16 protein-coding genes are annotated in these 16,446 nt (G+C 37.7%); all 16 read left to right on the plus strand.

From position 1 onward, the window contains the following. Window positions 1-2 precede the first annotated feature (2 nt). The 16 genes from C7S20_RS07195 (at window position 3) to C7S20_RS07270 (ending at window position 16,438) form a co-directional block, all read left to right on the plus strand. Window positions 3-923, plus strand: coding sequence for an efflux RND transporter periplasmic adaptor subunit (locus tag C7S20_RS07195; RefSeq protein WP_107011849.1), 921 nt, complete (start codon window positions 3-5; stop codon window positions 921-923). Beyond that, window positions 920-3,922: an efflux RND transporter permease subunit gene (locus C7S20_RS07200; RefSeq protein WP_107011850.1), complete on the plus strand. Its 3,003-nt coding sequence runs from the start codon at window positions 920-922 to the stop codon at window positions 3,920-3,922. The genes C7S20_RS07195 and C7S20_RS07200 overlap by 4 nt, the downstream gene beginning before the upstream one ends. A 38-nt stretch (window positions 3,923-3,960) precedes the next feature. Beyond that, entirely contained in the window at window positions 3,961-4,638 is a 678-nt protein-coding gene (locus tag C7S20_RS07205) for a response regulator transcription factor (RefSeq protein ID WP_107011851.1), read from the plus strand. Window positions 4,639-4,641: 3 nt separating this feature from the next. Further along, a complete protein-coding gene (locus tag C7S20_RS07210) occupies window positions 4,642-5,895 on the plus strand; it encodes a sensor histidine kinase (RefSeq protein WP_107011852.1) in 1,254 nt (417 codons plus the stop codon). Between the two features lie 125 nt (window positions 5,896-6,020). After that, window positions 6,021-6,494: a PepSY-like domain-containing protein gene (locus tag C7S20_RS07215; protein ID WP_107011853.1), complete on the plus strand. Its 474-nt coding sequence runs from the start codon at window positions 6,021-6,023 to the stop codon at window positions 6,492-6,494. A gap of 76 nt (window positions 6,495-6,570) precedes the next feature. Continuing rightward, the gene (locus tag C7S20_RS07220; protein ID WP_227009118.1) at window positions 6,571-7,122 is read left to right on the plus strand and encodes a phosphatase PAP2 family protein; all 552 of its coding nucleotides are present in this window, start codon (window positions 6,571-6,573) and stop codon (window positions 7,120-7,122) included. Window positions 7,123-7,621: 499 nt separating this feature from the next. Further along, complete coding sequence (locus C7S20_RS07225) at window positions 7,622-8,506, plus strand: sterol desaturase family protein (protein WP_107011854.1); 885 nt, start codon at window positions 7,622-7,624, stop codon at window positions 8,504-8,506. A 383-nt stretch (window positions 8,507-8,889) separates the two neighbouring features. Further along, on the plus strand, window positions 8,890-9,885 hold the full coding sequence (egtD, locus tag C7S20_RS07230; protein WP_227009119.1) for an L-histidine N(alpha)-methyltransferase: 996 nt from the start codon (window positions 8,890-8,892) through the stop codon (window positions 9,883-9,885). 18 nt (window positions 9,886-9,903) lie between these two features. Beyond that, window positions 9,904-10,518, plus strand: a complete 615-nt coding sequence (locus C7S20_RS07235) for a sigma-70 family RNA polymerase sigma factor (protein ID WP_107011855.1) — start codon at window positions 9,904-9,906, stop codon at window positions 10,516-10,518. 4 nt (window positions 10,519-10,522) lie between these two features. Next, a complete protein-coding gene (locus C7S20_RS07240) occupies window positions 10,523-10,780 on the plus strand; it encodes a hypothetical protein (RefSeq protein ID WP_159039892.1) in 258 nt (85 codons plus the stop codon). A gap of 170 nt (window positions 10,781-10,950) precedes the next feature. After that, window positions 10,951-11,439, plus strand: coding sequence for a DUF302 domain-containing protein (locus tag C7S20_RS07245; protein WP_107011857.1), 489 nt, complete (start codon window positions 10,951-10,953; stop codon window positions 11,437-11,439). Between the two features lie 59 nt (window positions 11,440-11,498). Next, the gene (locus tag C7S20_RS07250) at window positions 11,499-12,164 is read left to right on the plus strand and encodes a DUF6789 family protein (protein WP_107011858.1); all 666 of its coding nucleotides are present in this window, start codon (window positions 11,499-11,501) and stop codon (window positions 12,162-12,164) included. A gap of 82 nt (window positions 12,165-12,246) precedes the next feature. Then, window positions 12,247-12,882 carry a DUF2652 domain-containing protein gene (locus C7S20_RS07255; RefSeq protein ID WP_107011859.1) on the plus strand — a complete coding sequence of 212 codons (636 nt, stop codon included), beginning with the start codon at window positions 12,247-12,249 and terminating at the stop codon, window positions 12,880-12,882. A 66-nt stretch (window positions 12,883-12,948) separates the two neighbouring features. Then, a complete protein-coding gene (locus C7S20_RS07260) occupies window positions 12,949-13,680 on the plus strand; it encodes a flavodoxin family protein (RefSeq protein ID WP_107011860.1) in 732 nt (243 codons plus the stop codon). A 161-nt stretch (window positions 13,681-13,841) separates the two neighbouring features. Then, entirely contained in the window at window positions 13,842-15,587 is a 1,746-nt protein-coding gene (locus tag C7S20_RS07265; RefSeq protein ID WP_107011861.1) for a thiamine pyrophosphate-dependent enzyme, read from the plus strand. Window positions 15,588-15,598: 11 nt separating this feature from the next. Then, on the plus strand, window positions 15,599-16,438 hold the full coding sequence (locus C7S20_RS07270; protein WP_107011862.1) for a formate/nitrite transporter family protein: 840 nt from the start codon (window positions 15,599-15,601) through the stop codon (window positions 16,436-16,438). Window positions 16,439-16,446: the final 8 nt, after the last annotated feature.

The raw sequence follows: 16,446 nt of genomic DNA on the forward strand, positions 1-16,446 counted from the left end.
AAATGAAAAATAGTTATCTGCTTAATACACTTGCAGTATTGCTAATGAGTGGGTTCTTCTCTTGTAAGAATGATTCCAATGGGCCATTAGATGTAGATGTTCCCATAAGAGTCCAAACGGCAATGGTGAAAAAACAGGACATTAAGGAATACTTGGTTTTTGATGGCGTCACTAGATATCAAAAAAAGGAAGATGTACGAGCCAACGTTACCGGTTATATTTCATGGATGCCTTATGAAATAGGCGATTTGGTCAAAAAGGGGCAGGCATTTGCATCAATTCGTACCAAAGAGCAGGATGCGCTTAGTGAGGCGGTTAAAATAGACAGCAGCCTTTCAAAATTCACCAAACCAATGACTGTGCGTAATAATGCGAGTGGCGTAATTTCTAAATTGAATGTGGTCACCAACGATTATGTGGCGGAAGGAGATCGATTAGCCACTATTTCGCAACCTAACACCCTGGTCGTGCAGGTAAATGTCCCCTTTGAATATACCAATTTGGTGAAAGTGGGGACACCCTGTGAAATTATTATAAACGGCCATGAGAAAATAGATGCTGAAATCTCGAGTGTGCTAACCAGCATCGATTCTTTGGGACAATCACAACATTATTTAGTTAAGCTTCAAAATCAAAATATTCCTGAAAACCTGAACGTACAGGTTAAAATTGTTTCTGCGGAAGCAAAAAATGCACTTACCATTCCTCAAGAGGCGCTTCAAACCAACGAACTTATCACCAACTTCTGGGTAATGAAACTGGTTAATGACACCCTGGCGATAAAGAAAGGGGTAGAGCCATTATTACAAAACGATTCTATAGTCCAGATCAGGGCTGATGATATTCAGCCAAATGACAGGGTAATAACCGATGGTGCTTATCAAATGAAAGATTCTACCCGTGTAAGCGTGAACAAGCAATGAAAAATTATTTCTTCAACTATAAATATCCGATAATTGCCATTGGAGTCTTATTGTTGGCTGCCGGAGCCTTTACTTATAAGAATCTTCAAACTGGTCTTTTTCCCAATATCACCTTCCCAAAGATAAAGGTGATTGCCGATGCCGGCCAGCAGCCAGTTGGTAAGATGATGACTGCCGTAACAATTCCGCTGGAAAATGCTATTCGAAGAACTGAAGGACTTAGTTATATAAAAAGCACGACCTCTCGTGGGAGTGTTGAAATATCGGTATTTCTGGATTGGGATATGGATATTAACACCGCTAAATCCCAGATCGAATCCTACATCCAACAAGCTAAAGAAAACATCCTTCCCAATACCAGTTTTAGTATTGAGAAAATGAATCCATCCATTCTTCCGGTAATGGGCTATTCACTGGAAGGGGATGGAAGTATTTCCCAGGTAGAACTTAAAAAAATTGCGAAATACCAGATTCGGCCTTATCTGGCGGCAGCTAAAGGAGTTGCCGATATTGTTGTTATAGGCGGAAAAGACAAAGAATATGAGATCGTACTAAAACCATATGCCTTAAATAACCTGAAAATTGGTATTGGAGATATCGAAACCGCTGTTAAAAATTCAAATATCCTGAAGTCCACCGGTTATCTCACAGATTACAATAGGATGTACCTTACACTTACCGATAATGCGGTCGAAAACCTTAAGGACCTTGAAGAAATTGTTATTAAGAGCAATTCAAATAGGGTCATTCAGCTTAAAGATGTGGCCGATATCAAGGTAAGCTCTGCAAAAACCTATGTAAAAGTCGTGGCTAATGGTAAAAATGTACCGTTGATTGGGGTTGTGAAACAACCAAAGGCAAACTTACTGGAAGTGAATAGTCAAATTCAGAAAAAGGTATCTGAACTTGAAAAAACCCTTCCAAAAAATGTAAAATTGGTTCCTTTTTATAACCAGGCCAATTTTGTGAACTCCAGCATCAAAAGCATCAAAGATGTACTTTGGATCGGGCTTGTACTCGCGATTCTGGTAGTGATCGCCTTTTTGAGATCATTTTCAGCAAGTATGGTGGTGGTATTCACCATTCCAATCACGGTGGCCTTAACCCTGATCGTTTTATACGGCATTGGATATACTTTTAATATTATGACACTTGGGGCAATTGCCGCTGCCATAGGTCTTATGATTGACGATGTGGTGATCATCATTGAGCAGATTCATAAAATTAGGGAAGAGAGCGAAAAAGAATCAGTTGCGTGGTGTGCGAAGGAAGCAATTTCGAAGCTTCTACCAGCCATGATAGGTTCATCACTAAGTACCCTGGTTATTTTTATTCCGTTTGTGATGATGTCTGGTGTAGCCGGAGCCTATTTTAAAGTGATGGCCTTTACGATGATTATCGCGCTGGCGTGTTCTTTTTTCACTACCTGGTTCATGGTGCCGGTACTTTCCATATTTTTTGCAAGAAACAAACAAGTTGGACATAAGCATGAACCCAAAACAAAATGGATCCACATCATTCTCGAAAGACCTATTATAGGAATCATTTTCGCTGCGATCTGTATCGCTATTATCGCAATGGTTCCGTCTAAATTACCATCCGGATTTCTCCCTGAAATGGATGAGGGAAGTATTGTGATGGATTATAACAGTCCACCGGGCACCACCCTGGAGGAGACAAGTAAAATGCTGGATAAGGTAAATGAGATTTTAAGAAAGCAGCCTGAAGTGGAGGCCTTTTCGGCAAGGCTGGGAACCCAAATGGGATTTTTTATTACCGAACCCAATCGTGGCGATTATTTGATAAAATTAAAAGATAGCAGAAATAAATCTACCATGACGGTGGCCGATGAGATCAGGCAAAAAATAGAGGGTCAAATTCCCCAGCTTACCGTAGACTTTGGACAGGTAATCGGCGATATGCTGGGAGACCTTATGAGTTCGGTACAGCCTATTCAAATTAAGGTTTTTGGCGACAATAAATATAAGCTCGAGAATATTTCAAAAAGCATAGCGCATCAGGTAGAACAGGTAAAAGGCACCGCTGATGTCTTTGACGGTATCGTAATCGCCGGGCCGGAGATCATGCTGGAGCCTAAAAACAAAATGCTGGCAAAAGCCGGACTAACCGCGAGTGATTTGCAATCGCAAATACAAACACATATTCAAGGTAAGGTGGTAAGCACCATGATCGCTAATGTACAGGTGATCAATATCCGAATGATGTATCCCGATACCTACCAAACATCAGTTGAAAATGTTCGAAATTTAAATATAGTTCTCCCAAACGGTTCTTTAGTTCCCATTACCAGGCTGGCAAAAATTACAACGAATAAAGGAGTTGCTGAAGTGAATCGTGAAAATGAAAAATCGGTAGGATATGTCACGGCTCGCCTTAACAATCGTGACCTGGGCTCTACGCTTAGTGAAATCAAAAAGCAGATCTCAAAAAATATCAGCCTACCCACCAGTTTTCATATTGAATATGGAGGTTCCTATAAGCAGCAGCAAAAAGCATTTCACGAATTATTGCTTATTCTCATTTCCGCCATTTTACTCGTTTTTCTGGTCATTTTATTTTTATTCAGAAAGATCAAAATTGCGATATCAATTGTTATAATTGCCGTTTTGGGAGTAGCCGGTTGCCTGCTGAGCTTACTAATTACTGGAACTCCGCTTAATGTGGGAAGTTATATGGGAATTATAATGATCGTTGGTATAATTGGTGAAAATTCGATTTTTACGTACAGGCAATATAACGAGGTAGACCAGTCTTTAAGCCATGAGAAAAAAATAGAATACTCCATTGCAGCACGGTTAAGACCGAAATTAATGACTGCTTTTGCTGCTATTATGGCCCTTATTCCACTGGCTTTGGGGATTGGTTCCGGAGCACAACTACATCAGCCTCTGGCCATCGCTGTTATTGGCGGAATGGTTTTCGCCCTCCCTTTGCTTTTAATCGTCCTACCAACTATATTGAAACTGATAAAAGAATAGAAGTACTTATATCTAAAATCCAACCTGTTGCATTAGTTATGAAGATACTCATTGCCGAAGACGAATTATCCTTGCAGAATTCCATAAAGACCTATCTGGAAAAAGACTGCAATGTTTGTGAAACTGCGTCTGATTTTCAGGAAACAGATTATAAGATCTCAATTTACGATTATGATATTATCCTGCTGGATCTTAACCTCATTAACGGCAACGGACTAGATATTCTGAAAAAATTGAAAAAAGAAAAGAAAAATACAGCTGTTATCATCATTTCGGCCAATAATTCTTTAGAAAATAAACTAGATGGTCTCGATCTGGGTGCAGACGATTACCTCACCAAACCTTTTCACCTGGCTGAACTTAATTCAAGAATAAAGGCGGTGTTGAGAAGAGGGAAATTTGGCGGGGACGATTCTTCTATCGTTTTTAATAATATTAGCGTAAATACACGATCAAAAACTGCTGTAGTAGACGGGCACAAACTAGACCTTACCCGAAAGGAATATGATCTGCTTCTGTTTTTTATCACTAATGAAGGCAGGCTAATTTCAAAAGAAATGATCGTGGAACACCTTTGGGGGGATCATAGCGATATGCTCGATAATTTTGATTTTATCTATGTGCATATAAACAACCTGCGGAGAAAATTGGGCAGTGGAGCAAAATTTGTGCAAACCGCTTACGGGACAGGTTACATATTTAAAGCAGAAGATTAAAATTTGAGCAAGAAAACTAAAATATCACTGCTTCAGAAAACCTCCAGGGCTTTTATTCTCATCAGTTTTCTTCTATATATCATCAGCATTCCCGCTTTATATTTCTATGTAAGTAAACTCATGGAAACTGAAGTAGAAGAAGAGCTCTATTCCCGAAGTTTTAGACTGGAACATTATGTCAAAAAGAACAATGAATTACTGGAGTTACCGCCTGTGTTCCAGGTTGTGGAAATTCCGGAATTAAGGCAGGAGATAATTAAAGACACTCTTATTTATGACCCCTCCCAGGATGAAATGGAGCTTTTTCACGAGCTGAGCACCTTTAAAAAGATCAATGGCAAAAATTACAAGATCATTGTTCGAAGTATGGTGGTGGAAACCCAGGATATAATTCTGGTTATTCTAGCCTATTTTCTTATTAGTTTACTAATCGTTTTTCTGGCCCAGTTTTATTTTAGTCGCGCCTGGAACCGCATTTTATGGAAAAGCTTCTTTCACAATCTATCAGAAATGAAGGCCTTTTCTGTGAAAAACAAGTCTCCTGTTTCACTCCAGGAAAGCAATATAAAAGAATTCAGTGAGCTTAGGGATGAAATTTATAACCTTACCGAAAAGGTATTATCTGATTATGAAAATTTGAAACAATTCACCGAAAATGTTTCTCATGAATTGCAGACTTCTCTTGCTATCATGCAGGCAAAACTGGAAAATTTCCTGAACGAGGCTGAAATTACCAATTCTCAGTTTCTACAGTTATCCTCATTGCAAAGCGATATTCAGCGGCTGGCAAAATTGAACAAAAAATTGGTTTTCCTTACTTCCCTGGAAAATTTGGCGGTCGACGGGACAGAAAATGTTTCAGTTAATAAGGTGGTGAAAGGTTTGATAGAAGATTTTAAGGAATTGACTTCAGCGAAACTGGAATTTGTCGAAGAGGAGAAAGTTATTCTTAATACAGATCCTGAACTGATTAGAGTTCTTATACAAAATTTAATAAGCAATGCTATTAAATATACCAATGGCGAAGGCGAAATACGGCTGCTTTTAAAACAATATTCTTTAAGTGTGAGCAATCCAGGTATAAAAGAAATTGAACAAAAAGATCAAATTTTCAAAAGGTTTTTCAAATCTGAAATCAGCAAAGGCAAAGGAATTGGTTTAGGATTAGCCATTGTCAAAAAGATCTGTGAATTATTCGATTATGATTTGACCTATAAATTTACCAATCAAAGACACCACTTTACGGTAAATTTTTAATTGCCATCCCTAAAAATGGAATTAGGCCTTTCACAAAACAGTTTGAGAAGACCTTTTAGGAGAGCTCTTAAGGTGAACTTTAGATTTGGATAATACATTAGCTTTAGAAAATCAAATTATTAATTATGAGAAAATTATTCAACATCAGTCTTATCTTCATGGCTTTTACTGTAATCTCCTGCGCCCAAAAAGGAGATGTATCCCAAAGTGTAAAAAAGGCTTTCAACCAAAAATTTCCAGATGCTAAGAAGGTTTCCTGGGATCAAGAAAACAGCCATGAGTGGGAAGCGGAATTTACAAGAAATGGTTTGGAGTATTCCGCAAACTATAGCGTTAATGGAGAATGGCTGGAAACCGAATCAGAAATCGAATCTGCAGAAGTTCCCGCTCAGGTTTCACAGAACATGACGAAAGATTATCCGGATGCGCGTATAAAAGAAGTTTTTAAAGTTGAACGTAAAGATGGTGTTTTCTACGAATATGAATTTAAATTGAATGGTAAAACACAGGAGGCTTTATATGATTCTTCAGGGAATAAGGTAGAAAACCAAAAATCGGCTGAAGAAGATGAAGAATATGAAAAGGAGGATGATGATTAAATCATTGTTTAGTTAGTTGTTAAATGGAAAAGAAGTTTTTGAGAAACTTCTTTTCCATTTTTAAAATACATCATTGTTGAAAAAGTTTTTAGTATTACTTCTGCTTCTGTTATGTTTTTCCTTACAGGGGTTTTCGCAAATCATTGAGCCAAAGAATCCTACCGTAAAGGTTGCCGGAGATTTACTGTTGTTTACTTTACCTGCAACGGCATTTGCTACCACTATGGTTTTAAAAGATAGAAAAGGAGCCTGGCAGTTTACTAAAAGCTTTTTCTTTAATGAAGCGGTCACCTTCGGCTTAAAAGTAGCATTGAATAAACCACGCCCTTTTAATAATGGAGACAACGCATTTCCCTCTGGCCATACTTCCACCACCTTTCAAAGCGCTTCTTTTATCCATCAAAGGTATGGTTTCAAATATAGTATTCCCGCCTATGCTTTGGCCGGTTTTACTGCCTTTAGCCGAATAAACGCCCAAAAACACGATGGCTATGATATACTTGCCGGAGCCGTGGTAGGAATTGGCAGTACACTTTTATTTACTACCCCATATCAGGAAGAACATATGCAATTGACTTTTAGCAGCACAAATGATGAATATTTGATAGGTTTTAAATACAGTTTTTAAAATGAATGGAATAATTGATTTTTTCTTCAACCTGGACATGACCATCCAATTAAAATTAGAGAAGCAAGTTAAGTTCGAAAATGACGTTTATTTTACTATATTTTTAATAAGAAAAAAATCGTTCTGATTTAAAATCACCCTTAGCAGACCAATGACAGGAAAAGTGATTTTAATAGAAAACTCTCTAAAAACAGCAAGCTAAGTATTGGTGAAAAAGGAGGGGTTCACCTGGAAAGCTCACACTGCTGAGAGAGAAATAGAGTATTGAAACCAAATTCTCCTAGAACTTACAATAGCGATCACTATCACAAATTTTGAGCGACCGGCCAACGGTTAGGGTTGGGGTTGAATTAAGCAGTTGCTTAATTATGGGGATGTTCGCTAAAGTGTGTACTTTTATTCATAGTGATAAAATTTGTGGTAATACCAAATTACGTTAAAGGGGGAAATCCCTCTTTTAAATATTTTACCCGACACTACTGTTTTAAAATCAAATTGTATGGTGGACTATAAAATTTTTTATCCCATTCTGGATGAATTGGGAGGCCCGGTTTTGATTGTGTTATTTTCTCTCTTGCTTTATTTTGAATATAAACGGCCCCTGCGAATTTGGGTGGTGAACTTGAAAAGTCACATAATTAGAAATTTTGGGGTAGCTATCCCCGCCCTGGCAATTTTGAGGTTATTCCTCATACCGGCCGAAGTGGCCGCCAGTTTTTGGGTTACTCAGAATGAATTCGGGATTTTATATTTATTCCCGCTGCCAAACTGGATGCGGTACATTCTCGCTTTCCTGTTGTTAGATTATCTGCTCTACATCTGGCATTGGTTAAATCACAAAATTCCCTTTCTATGGCGTTTTCATAATGTTCATCACACCGATCTTGATTTAGGTGTTACTACCGCTCTAAGGTTTCACTTTGGAGAAATTTTTTTGAGTAGTTTTTTTAGAATTGCAGGTATAATATTGATTGGAGCAGGCCCGGTAATTGTGCTCATATATGAAGTGCTTTTCCAGTCTTCGGTGGCTTTTCATCACAGCAATTTAAAACTGCCTTTTAAACTCGAGAAGATCATAAATTATATAATTGTTACTCCGCGTATGCATGGAATCCATCATTCAATGGTACAGAGGGAAACAGATTCAAATTATTCCAGTTTTCTCACTATCTGGGATCGGCTGCATCGTACCCTTCGTCTTAATATCCCGCAGGATGATATTGTGGTGGGGATTCCCGGTTATAGTTCAGATGGCTACGATCACACGGTCAAAGGCTTACTTTCACTTCCGTTTCGAAAGCAAAAGGAATATTGGAAATTACCGAACGGTACAACGCCAGAACGTCCGGCTCAAAAAGACAATCCCTTCCGGTTAAAGCCATAGATTTTTCATTAAAAAGAGGAAACCGGGCTTCTTCCTTTTTGGTTTATTCAGTTTCTGAAATTACCTTGAAAGTAAGGATGCCTGCTATGATTTCTGCATAAATTTTCCCTTCAATTTCTCCAAAATTCTTTCCGTAGACCAATTTGTTAAGTATCTGTTAAATCCCTGCGGAATGTCATAATACCGACATTTTAAAGGATGATTAACTTCTAAATTGTTATCAGTTCCATTTTAACCCTGAAAGGAGGATAAACCTGCATTTTAGACCAAATTTTAAAATCAATAAATCAAAATCTGTCAGGAAAATGCTAATTGTCGACGATTAGACCAGGTATCATTGTTAAAATGAAATGGAACAACCGGAAAAATAAATTTTATAGTAAATGAAAAAAGCCAGTGGAAGCAAAAAAACACTCCTTATGGATTTGCCCAAATTTGAATCTGAATTTGAAAAGGATGTTTTTATAGGATTAAGATCCTACCCTAAATATTTAAAATCAAAGTACTTTTACGATCGTGCAGGAGATTTGATATTTCAGGAGATAATGGAACTTCCGGAGTATTATCTTACCAGTAGTGAACACGAGATCTTAAACAATATGAAGGCACAAATTTTCAGTTATCTGAAACCGGATGCTCCTTTTCAGTTAATAGATCTTGGAGCGGGTGATGCTAAAAAGACCCGGGTTTTACTCGATTACCTTATTCAACAGAAATCAAATTTCACTTATATACCTGTAGATATTTCGGCCAATGCGGTAAACCAGTTGACCTCAAGTTTGCAGAGGCAATATGGAAACCTCCAGGTTGTAGGCTTAAGTCAGGAATATTTATCTGCATTAAGAAGTCTTTCTCAGGAACAAAAAAAGCTTGTACTCTTTTTAGGTTCGAGTATTGGTAATTTTACGAGGAATGAAACACTGGACTTCCTAAAAGACATATTTTCAACCCTGAATGTAGATGACCTTTTACTCATAGGTTTTGATTTAAAAAAAGATCCAAATACCATACTTGCTGCCTATAACGATAACAAAGGGGTTACCGCGCGTTTCAATTTAAATTTATTGAAAAGGATCAACCGGGAGTTGGGAGCAAATTTTGATTTGGATTACTTTGAGCATTATCCTTCCTATCACGAAGAAAAAGGTGAGGCCAGAAGCGCTCTTGTGAGTTTACGTGCACAAGGGGTAGAAATACCCGGGATTAATTTGACTATCCGGCTGGAGAAGGGAGAAAAAATTGATACAGAGGTTTCCAGGAAGTACAATTTTATAGAGATACAGCGGCTGGCTGAGCAATCGGGCTATGAAATTCTTGCCAATTTTACCGATTCCAGAAAATACTTCGCCAATTCAGTCTGGAGGAGAAAAAAACAATAAAATCATTCCATAAATCCTATGAAAGTAAAAATCACGCAGGAAAATACAGAGTCTTCAAATGAGATCTTAAGCCATTGGGTAGAAAAATATACTGATACCCTCTATTCCTGGGCATTTTATAAGACTTCGGATGTACAGACTGCAGAAGACCTTGTTCAGGAAACTTTTCTTGCGGCCTGCAAGAATTATGAGAGTTTTCAATATAAGAGTAAACCAAAAACCTGGTTGTTTGCAATTTTGAACAATAAAATTATTGACTATTACAGAAAGAAATCCCGCGATTCGGTAAGATTGGAAAATAGTATCCATAATAATAAAGAATACTCAATCCTGGAGCAGACCTACGATAGTAAAGGATATTGGAAAGAAGATAAAAAGCCAGTGGATTGGAATCTTGACGAACAGGAAACAAATTTACTGGACAATACAGAATTCAATGGTCTATTGCAGCATTGCCTTATAAAACTTCCCCCTTTATGGTCATCTGCAGTAAAATTAAAATACCTGGAGGGAAGGGGTGGAACTGATATTGTTCAGGAGCTGGATATCACTTCGGCGAATTACTGGCAGATTATACATCGGTCAAAACTTTTTTTGCGGGAATGCCTTGAAAAATTATGGTTCCAAAAATAAAAATATGTTTAAAATAATGCGCAAACTGATGATTTCCTGCAAGAAAGCAGGGATCCTTACTGAAAAAAAGATTGCTCGTAAGTTAAATGCGATCGAGACTGTAGAACTTATTTTGCATACCAGTGTATGTAAAGCTTGTAAACAATATGAAGTGCAAAGTAACTTCATAGAAAAATCTTTAAATCACAAAATAGAATCTCCTGAAAAACGGGATCTCGCAGATTTAAAGAAAAAAATAAAAAAGTCATTACCCGCAAAATAATTTGGTTTCTCGCTTTTACATGGAGCTGCAGGTAATTCAAATTCTATTGTAAATCTAAAAATTGAGTTAAAAAACATTTTTAGCTGTCAGGATTTAAAGATCGCCAGTCTCATCCAGTGAAATTGGATCACGAGATTCAATAAAATAATTGATAACTAAAATGTTTTATTATGAAAACGAAGAAATTTAACCTTCAAACTCTTTTTGCAATTCTTTTGATGCTGGCCCTTTTTGGACCAACGCCTTCCGTAAATGCTCAAACCGCACATTCTCAAACGGTAAAACCTGTTACCGTCGAATCAAAGATGGATTTTGATGGCACTATTGAAGCCGTTAAAAAATCGGTCTCAGGAGGTGGAATGATGGTACTTGCAGAACTTAATCAGGGAAAAATTCTTTCAATGACCGGACTTCAAGTTAAAGGACATTCCTTTTTTGTTGGAAATCCCAACGTAGGAAAAGAAGCCTTTTCAGCCGATCCTTCAGTAGGTGTTGTTATTCCAGTGAGAATAAATGTTTATGAAGAAAATGGAAAGACCTTCATTAATTATTTCAAGCCTTCTGATCTTTTTGCCTCCTTTGATGATAAAAAAGTCAAAATGATAGGTGCAAAATTGGATGATAAGCTGCAAATGATGATGAAAATGATTTCAAAATAGAGATCTTCTAAAGGCCGATATGTGATAAATTATCGGCCTTTTTTTAAAAAAACAAAGAAATGAAATCTAAAAAACTAAAGATTGGATTTTTGCTGTTGCTATTATTACTGAGCGCAGTTGGCCCTATTCTATTTCCTTTGGCGCAAGCTGGTTATGGTAAGTTATCTGTAATGGCGTTGAAATATTTAGTCCCTTCAATAATATTAATTTTTATTGTTCTATTATTTATTCACAATCTAAAGTTTTCACTTCTCAAAAGACAAATAATTACCGGAATTCTCGCAGGATTCGCCGGGACTATAGGATTGGAGATTGTAAGAATAATAGGTTATAAAATAGGTTGGATGCCTGGAAATCTTCCCCAGCTTATGGGCGTATTACTTTTAGATCAATTTGCCACGGGTCCCAATCTAACTTCAAATCTCGCCGGATGGGCATATCATTTCTGGAATGGAGCCGCCTTTGGTATTATATACAGCCTTTTAACAGGACGTGGAAAAATATGGATGGGGATGGTCTTCGGCTTTTTAATTGGCGTGGGATTTATGGTTAGCCCGGTAGTTAAATCATTAGGAATTGGAATTTTCGGACTTCAGTTTAAAGATGGCTATCAGTTTATAATGACCGTTGTTCTGGCTCATTTGGCTTTTGGTGCGGTTTTAGGTTTTCTGGTGAAGAAAATGAATAAGGGAACGCCAGGTTTCCCCGGGCTATTAAAAAGTTGATACCTATTGTCTAAAGTTGAAAAATTTTGTGCGGATAAAACAGGATTAGAAAAACTGAAATAGAAAGAAAATTTAATCAGAAATGGAATCGCCCGCCAGCATAGAAAAAATTTCGGCGATAAACAGAAAAATGGATGAGCCAGTAAAAAAAGCGGTTTATTTTATGGCCGATATCAGCGGCTTTTCCGGTTTTGTGGAAAATACCGCCATTAAGCATAGCATCCAGATTATTTCTGAATTGCTTGAAACTCTTCTTGACAATAATGTCCTGGAGATGAACCTGGTTGAAATTGAGGGTGATGCTCTTTTTATGTTTTCTGAAAAAACCTTTGATTTTAAACAATTGGAAGATCAGGTTTCTAAAATGTTAATGGCTTTTCGCCAGCACCTAATAAATTACGATCAGAAACGCATTTGCAATTGTAAGGCCTGTTCAGACGCTATAAACCTGAAGTTAAAATTTATAATCCACTTTGGCAGACTCGATTTCATTAAAGTTAGGGAGATCATAAAGCCTTATGGCAAAGATGTAAATCGCGTTCACAGATTGCTCAAAAATGATATCCCAAAAAAAGAATATTTGTTGCTGAGCTCTCCGGGAATTCGTCATTTTAAACTTGATCATAGAATTTCAGATTTTGAACAACTAGCCTCACATTATGATATTAAAATGCTTCCTTACTACTATAAAGATTTGGAGATATCTAAGAATGATTGATCCAAATTTTTACAGTAAATCCTCAAAAAACCAGGGAAGCCAATAGAGATAATTTAAAATATTAAAATGGATAAAAAATTCAATGAACTTAAAGCAGTCTATATAAACTGCACTCTTAAAAAATCTCCAAATAAAAGCCACACAAGATCTTTAATTGATCTTTCAGCAAATATTATGAAATCTGAAGGTGTAAGGGTAGAGATCATTCGTTTAGCCGATTATCACATACCGGTAGGAGTTCAACCTGATATGACCAAAGAAGGTGAAAGTAAAGACGACTGGCCAAAATTATATGAAAAAATAATGTCGGCTAATATACTGGTAATTGGGACTCCAATTTGGCTTGGAGAAAGATCCTCAATCGCTTCGAAATTGATTGAGCGGCTTTATGGAATGAGCGGATTCCAGAATGAAAAAGGGCAATATATCTATTATGGAAAAGTAGGGGGATGTTTAATAACCGGAAATGAAGATGGTGTCAAGCACTGTTCTATGGGCATTCTATATGCCCTTCAGCATTTAGGCTACAGTATTCCTCCACAGGCCGATGCTGGCTGGATTGGAGAGGTTGGCCCTGGTCCCAGTTATGGGGATACCGAGTGGAATGGAGAAAAGAAAGATCCGCCGGTAGGTTTTAATTCCGATTTTACAAACAGGAATACCACCTTTATGACCTATAATCTATTGCACCTGGCAAAAATGCTGAAAAATAACGGAGGCTATCCTGAATATGGGAATTCCAGGAAAGACTGGGACGATGGTACCCGCTGGAATTTTGAAAATCCGGAATATCGGTAATTCTTGATTTAAAAAACATTGGTAATGTAATTCCAGACCGAAGCACCAAAGGCCACCTTGGTCGTTTATTGAATGTTACTCTGACCTGCTTATTTTACCAGAATCCCAGGTGATTTTACAACTGCCGGGTTAACATTGTTTTTCTTAAAAAAATAAAAAATATGGCTAAAAATGTATCGGAACAACTGCTGGATATTTTAATTCATCTTGGTGTAAAACAGGTTTATGGTGTTACCGGGGATGCTTTGAATTTTTTTGTAAAAGCAATTGAAAATAGTGAAGATATAGAATGGATTGGGATGAAGCACGAGGGGAATGCTTCTTTTGCTGCTTTTGGAGACAGTCAAACCTCTGGGAAATTAGGAGTTTGTGCCGGTACGGTGGGACCCGGGGCACTTCATTTAATAAATGGACTGTACAATGCTAAAAAGGAACGCACTCCTGTAATAGCCATTACCGGCCAGGTACCACAACGCCAGGAGGGCACTAATTTTTTTCAGGAAGTAGATTTAAAAAAGGTCTTTGATGATATTTGTGATTATCAGGCGATTATAAAAACCCCTGAACAGGCTCCAATGGTAATACAGCGGGCAATTAAAATTGCTTTAGCCAATAATGCGGTTTGCAGGATAGAACTTCCGGCTAATGTTGCCGAAATGACTGCAGAAAACCAGGAATTCATACATCCTATAAAAAAGTACACTTCAAGCTTGGTTCCCAGCGAAGAGGTAGTAGCTGAAGCAGCTTCAATTTTAAATAAATCAAAAAAGATTGGTATTCTGGCCGGTGACGGTTGTCGGGAGTCCAGGACCGCTGTTTTAGGGCTTTCAAAGAAATTAAAAGCACCAATTACACACACCTTAAGAGCAAGCGATATTTTTGATCACGATACCGAAAATGTTGTTGGACTTACGGGTCTAATTGGAAATCCTTCAGGATATAATGCTGTTATGCAATGTGATGTGTTGTTAATGTTGGGAACAGACTTTCCATACATAGAATTTCTTCCGCATAAAACAAAAACCATTCAGGTAGATATTCGGCAGGAGAATATTGGAAACAGAACCGCTGTGGATCTTGGAATATGGAGTGATATCTCCTCATTCTTAAAAATTCTACTTCCTAAAATCGAAACCAAAAAGGATGCTGATTTTCTGAATAAATTAAGAGATAATTTTCAAAAATGGAAAGCCAATATGGCCCAGCAGGCTTCAGCTTCCCGCGATAACGAACCTTTACATCCTCAAATTTTTGCCGATCAGATAAATAGGTACGCAGCCAATGATGCTATTTTTACTGTAGAAACAGGGACTTCTGCTATATGGGCAGCACATCATATTTCTTTTCACAGCCAAAGACGCGTAATAGGTTCTTTTAATCATGGTTCTATGGCGGTTGGATTTCCTGCAGCCATCGGGGCACAGTTTTCAAATCCCGGGAAAGAAGTTTGGTGCTTAAGCGGCGACGGTGCTTTTAACATGGCAATGCAGGATTTTATTACTGCCGTGAAGTATAAACTACCCATTAAAGTACTGATATTCAATAATTCGGAACTTGGTTTTGTGAAGCTTGAAATGGAAAAGGCTGGTCTTTCTCCAAGCCTTAAAGCCCTTGAAGAAGTAAATATGAATTTTGCAGATTACGCCAAATTATGCGGGGGAGATGGCATCAGGGTAGAACACGCTGGCGATATAGAAAAAGCAATCATTCAGGCGAAAAACAGTAAGAAGCCATTTATAATTGATGCAGTGGTATCCAGTGGCGCCTTATCCCTGCCACCACATATTGGTTTCAAAGAAGTCTTTGGCTTTGGTACTTCCAAAATAAAAGAGGCTGTGCAAATAGTTAGCGGTGACAAATCACAGTGGGAAAACCTTAAAAAAGAATTGGAATCTTATTTTAATTAAATGCAATAAAAATGGATAATAGATTTCTCGATGTGCATAAGGTAGTCCACGAAATGAGCCTTGAAACTTGGCGAAACTTAAAAGGCTATAGTTTTTTAAAAGCACTAGTGCTATCCATAATGGGCGGAGCTTTTATTACATTTGGCGCCTTATTTTCAATTCTTATTTCTGCCGGAATAGAAACTACAGGTGTGGTACTTTTATTACAGGGATTCGGGTTCTCAGTTGGATTTTTTATGGTGATCCTTTCAGGGGCACTACTATTCTCTGAAACTAATGTGGTGTTACCAGCTTCGCTATTAGATTGTAGTACCAAAGAACTGGCTCTGGGATCTTTACGATTCTGGGGTATTACGATCCTGGGAAATGTGATTGGCGCTTATTTCGTGGGCTTATGGATTAATTATGCCCATGATTATCCCGCAGATTTTTCAGTTACCCTTGAACATATAGTACATAAGAAAATGTATTATTATAGGGGGCATGACCTTAATTTTTGGTTTCAGGCAGTGATAAGTGGGATGTTTGGAAACTGGCTAGTGGGAATTGCTGCTGTTTTTGCGACCATGGGAAAAACAATAATCGGGAAATATATTCCTGTCTTTCTCGCCGTTAGTTTATTTGTTGCAGCTAATTTTCAGCATAGTCCTGCCAATATGGGGTATTTTTCTCTTATTATGCCCACCGGTAATGGCCCGGGTTGGGAGAATGCTATTTTTTGGAACCTCATTCCGGCAGCTCTGGGAAATATCCTGGGAGGTGTGTTTTTAGTTGCTTTGCCGTTTTGGTATGCCCTGAGTTCTTCGGAAAAAGCAGCCCTTAAAAGGAAACATAAAACAAAGAACAAATGATTGAAACC

Origin of the sequence: Christiangramia fulva (assembly GCF_003024155.1) — a bacterium.
GTDB classification, from domain to species: domain Bacteria; phylum Bacteroidota; class Bacteroidia; order Flavobacteriales; family Flavobacteriaceae; genus Christiangramia; species Christiangramia fulva.